Origin of the sequence: Halorubrum tibetense (assembly GCF_042661865.1) — an archaeon.
Taxonomy (GTDB): Archaea; Halobacteriota; Halobacteria; order Halobacteriales; family Haloferacaceae; genus Halorubrum; species Halorubrum tibetense.
Genome location: NZ_JBHSWW010000220.1, coordinates 1 through 4,118, shown reverse-complemented (window position 1 = coordinate 4,118; position 4,118 = coordinate 1). Strand labels below are relative to the sequence as shown.

General features: G+C 59.3%; 6 protein-coding genes. All 6 read right to left on the bottom strand.

The window, feature by feature from the left end:
- Positions 1-196 (bottom strand): DUF7500 family protein (locus ACFQEU_RS12280; RefSeq protein ID WP_465261140.1); only part of this gene is annotated, 196 nt, incomplete at its 3' end.
- 85 nt (positions 197-281) lie between these two features.
- Positions 282-1,211 carry an archaellin/type IV pilin N-terminal domain-containing protein gene (locus ACFQEU_RS18290; protein ID WP_379782542.1) on the bottom strand — a complete coding sequence of 310 codons (930 nt, stop codon included), beginning with the start codon at positions 1,209-1,211 and terminating at the stop codon, positions 282-284.
- A 2-nt stretch (positions 1,212-1,213) separates the two neighbouring features.
- Positions 1,214-1,831, bottom strand: a complete 618-nt coding sequence (locus ACFQEU_RS12270; RefSeq protein WP_379782540.1) for an archaellin/type IV pilin N-terminal domain-containing protein — start codon at positions 1,829-1,831, stop codon at positions 1,214-1,216.
- Between the two features lie 179 nt (positions 1,832-2,010).
- Positions 2,011-2,748 (bottom strand): archaellin/type IV pilin N-terminal domain-containing protein, encoded by a 738-nt coding sequence (locus ACFQEU_RS12265; RefSeq protein ID WP_379782538.1) that lies wholly within the window; start codon positions 2,746-2,748, stop codon positions 2,011-2,013.
- Positions 2,749-2,750: 2 nt separating this feature from the next.
- Positions 2,751-3,368 (bottom strand): archaellin/type IV pilin N-terminal domain-containing protein, encoded by a 618-nt coding sequence (locus ACFQEU_RS12260; RefSeq protein ID WP_379782536.1) that lies wholly within the window; start codon positions 3,366-3,368, stop codon positions 2,751-2,753.
- A gap of 242 nt (positions 3,369-3,610) precedes the next feature.
- A partial coding sequence (locus ACFQEU_RS12255) for an SHOCT domain-containing protein (RefSeq protein WP_379782534.1) occupies positions 3,611-4,118 on the bottom strand: 508 nt, incomplete at its 5' end.

The following is a 4,118-nucleotide window of genomic DNA, read 5'->3' as shown; positions in this document are numbered from 1 at the left end:
AGCCGGACCCGCCGGTCGCGTCGGGGGCCCCGGATCCCTGTGCGGGTTTCGGGTCACCCGGCGGGCGGCCGGGCCGGACGTTCGGCCGGCCGTTCGTGCCGACGACGTACCGGCCCTCCCCGATCTCGACGACGTGCTCGTCGTCGGTGAAATCGAGCTCCTCGGGGTCGGCCGGCGGTGCGTCGTGGTCACTCATAGCGTGGCGTTGGTCGCGCGATAAAATAGGTGTTCCGGGCGGGGGGATCCGCCGGATAAGTGGTTAGGGGGCTGTTCGAGGCTCGTTAGAGCCGGACCGCTTCGCCGCTGTCGGTGAAGAGGTCGGGCGCGTTCAGTTCGACCTGTGTCGTCGCCGAGGACGGCGAGACGATGTCGAGCGTCGCGGTGTCACCCTGACCGAAGCGGTCGTTCGTGAAGTCGGTGTTCTCGAACGCACCGGCGGCCGGGTTCAGCAGGATGGTGTACGATTCACCGTCGAGGACGGGGTTCGACTCGAAGTCGCCGTCCTCACCGACTGCGAATTCGTTCGGACCGAGGTCGGCGACAGTAGCTGAGTCAACGAACGCGACAGTCTCTGGGCCGAAAATATTAGTATCGTCGCTATTGTCAACTAGCTCTACAGAAAGGTCTCCATCCGAAGGATCGGCACTGCTGATATCGAGAGTGACAAGTTCGTCTCCGTCGCTGGAGTCCAACACTACCCGATCTTGCTCAGTATCAGTACCGTCCTCAACAATTAGAGCAGTTCCATCGTTAGTGATATCACTCACAGCTACCGTGATCGATTCTTCAGTTTCACCGACCTCTGCCGGTGCATCAAACTGATCAGGGTCATCTGGTATTTCCACATCATCGTCAGCGGTTGAACTCGTGAACACGAGGTTCTCCTGCCCACCAGGCCCAACAGCCTGTATCGTCGTCTCACTCAAGTCGATCTGATCCGCTCCAGGCGCACCGGAGACCGAGATCCGGATCTCGTTCAGCGTTTCCTCATCACCCGCGACGATTCCAACGGAGCTCGTTACGTCGATTCGCTCGGAGACGAGGTCAGTACTCTCCTCACCCGTTGCCTCTGCTTGCGATTGGAGGAACCCGGCGGTGTTGATCAGGACGCCGGCAGCGATCGCCGCCACCAGCACCATCGCGATGAACACGATGAGTGTCCCGATTCCAACCTGACCGCGCTCCTCGGAGTTATTGATAAATTCGAACATTGTTATAGCCTCACGGTGTCTTCGACCACGGTGCTCGGGACGCGGATCTCTGAGGTGGTCGTCGCGCCGCTCGATGTCGTGAACGTCACGCTGAGTCGATCACCCTCCTCAAGAACGTATCCGAGATCGTTCGCACCACTATCTCCGAAAGTCGTTTCGTCGAGTGTAATACTAACAGTTGCCCGATCACTGTTATCAGTTAATACGACATCTCCATCGTTATCGGTGAAGATCTCGATCCCGACCGCGTCTTCATCGCCAAGTCTGAAGGTTTCCTGACCGGCCGTCCCAATCAGCTCAGCCGACACTTCATCAAGATCGATGTTGTCAGCACCGGGTGCCTGTGCAACGACGAACTCGAGATCAGTAATCTGACCGTCGCCCTCGCCACCGTCAGCAGTTTCGTCGAACGTCCCGGACTGGCTCACGACCTGTAGCCGGTCACTTACCTGCGCTGTACTCTCTTCACCCGTTGCCTCTGCCTGCGTCTGGAGGAAGCCGGCAGTGTTGATCAGGACGCCAGCGGCGATCGCCGCCACCAGCACCATCGCGATGAACACGATGAGCGTCCCGATGCCCACCTGACCACGCTCTTCCTCGTCGAATACTTGTTCAAACATCGTGTGTGTTGTGTGCGCCCGTGATTCCGATCGCGGGCCGTACTCGTAGCGAAGAGAATGGGTAATATAAGTAGTAGGTCCAGATTATCTGAATCAATAACGAGGTTCAGTCTGACGATCAACGCGTCGCTACTACATGATGGATTTCAGGTAAAAGGAAGACCGCGAGTCGGTGTGTCTTACAGCCGGACCGCTTCGCCGTTGTCGGTGAAGAGGTCGGGCGCGCTCAGTTCGAGCGATGTCGTCGCCGAGGACGGCGAGACGATGTCGAGCGACGAGGTGTCGCTCTGGCCGAAGAAGGTTGCTTCGCCGGGACTCGCGATTGCGGTATAGTCAGTGCCATCATGGACGGCTTCATTCTCGGTGTCACTATCATCGAGATCACCAAACGGCTCGGCTGCCGGGTTCACAACGATCGTGAACTGGTCCTCATCGTTGAGGACAGCCTCTCCATCTTCAGTGATTTCACCGTTCTTGAGCACGACGAACTCTCCCTGCTCGATCTGCAGTGCAAAGTTCTCATCCTGGCCACCACTGTAATCGAAGTCACTCCCATCAGCAGCTTGATCGGTGAATACCAAGTTCGCTTGCCCGTTTGGACCGACAGCTTGGATCGTCGTTTCACTCAGATCGATCTGATCAGCACCGGGCGATCCGGCGACACTGAGCCGGATCTCGTCCAGCGTGCCCGCGTCCGCGTCACCAACGATCCCGACGGAGCTCGTTACGTCGATCCGCTCGGAGACGAGGTCGGTACTCTCCTCACCCGTTGCCTCTGCTTGCGATTGGAGAAAGCCGGCGGTGTTGATCAGGACGCCAGCGGCGATCGCCGCCACCAGCACCATCGCGATGAACACGATGAGTGTCCCGATACCCACCTGACCGCGCTCCTCGGAGTTAGTTATGAATTCGAACATTGTTACAGCCTCACGGTCTCTTCGACCACGGTGCTCGGGACGCGGATCTCCGTCGTCGTCGTCGCGCCGCTCGACGTTGTGAACGTCACACTGAGCCGGTCACCCTGTTCCAGGACGTATCCAAGATCGTTGGCACCAGCGTCGCTGAACGTCTCTTCATCAAGCGTGATGCTAACCGTCGCTCGGTCGCTGTTGTCGGTTAGGACGACATCCCCGTCATTGTCGGTGAATATCTCGATATCGACTGCAGTTTCATCACCGAGTTGGAACGTTTCTTGACCGTCAGTCCCGATCAGTTCGGCCGATACCTCATCGAGATCGATGTTATCCGCACCGGGTGCCTGTGCAACGACGAACTCGAGGTCGGTTATCTGCCCGTCAGCACCGTCACCATCGGCAGCTGCATCGAACGTTCCGGACTGACTCACGACCTGCAGCCGGTCACTAACCTGTGATGTACTCTCCTCGCCCGTTGCCTCCGCCTGCGTCTGAAGGAACCCGGCGGTGTTGATCAGGACGCCGGCGGCGATCGCCGCCACCAGCACCATCGCGATGAACACGATGAGCGTCCCGATACCCACCTGACCGCGCTCTTCCTCATCCAGTATGGATTCGAACATTGTTTGTTGTGTGGGCCCCCGGGCTGCCCGGCGGGCGTTATCAATAGGGAATGGGAACGAATACATAAACACATAGAACAAATTATTGAACCTGATAAAGTACTTGGGTCGTGCGGTTTTAGAGAAATATACGAGCAGTAGTTACAGAATAAATAAACGATTTTCGTGGGGTGAGTATCAGTCGTGAATGTTGGACCCTCACAGCGTCGTCCCTGAACAGGTGGGCTTGGGTTCGTGCCGCGTCAGCGCTTTCGCGACGCGGTCGACTCGCGATCCCGACGTGACCCCCACTCCCAGTCTGCCAGCTCGGGGTCGCTATCGTGATCGGACCCACGGGCGGGGCGCTGGTTCACCCGGTCACGATCCGGTTTCTCACGACCGCGCGAGACCGGACGTTCGGATCGGCGAGTCGAGTCACGAATCGGGTGTTCGTCGGTAGCCCCCCGTGCTCCGGGCTGGTCGGCGTCGGCCGTGACCAGTCGGTCGAGCCGGCGTTCGAACTCCGTATCGTCGAGCTCGCCGGCAACGTAGCGGTGTTTCAACCGCTCGATCGGCGTGACGGCGGACGCCGACATCGACGCCTCCCGCTTCGCCATCGCCTCGTCGACGAGGTGCCCACCGAGCGCGGCGCTTCCGATCACGTACACCGCGCCGACGAGCGTGAGCGCGAGCACGCCTATCGTCGCCGCGGGCGAGATGGTCGAGGCGGCGGCGACCGCGACGAACGTCAACGGCAGCGACAACAGCGTG

What these genes read in the sequence shown, in the direction of transcription:
- ACFQEU_RS12260 (WP_379782536.1), bottom strand. Translation starts at nt 3,368, where the DNA reads ATGTTCGAATCCATACTGGATGAGGAAGAGCGCGGTCAGGTGGGTATC.
- ACFQEU_RS12270 (WP_379782540.1), bottom strand. Translation starts at nt 1,831, where the DNA reads ATGTTTGAACAAGTATTCGACGAGGAAGAGCGTGGTCAGGTGGGCATC.
- ACFQEU_RS12265 (WP_379782538.1), bottom strand. Translation starts at nt 2,748, where the DNA reads ATGTTCGAATTCATAACTAACTCCGAGGAGCGCGGTCAGGTGGGTATC.
- ACFQEU_RS18290 (WP_379782542.1), bottom strand. Translation starts at nt 1,211, where the DNA reads ATGTTCGAATTTATCAATAACTCCGAGGAGCGCGGTCAGGTTGGAATC.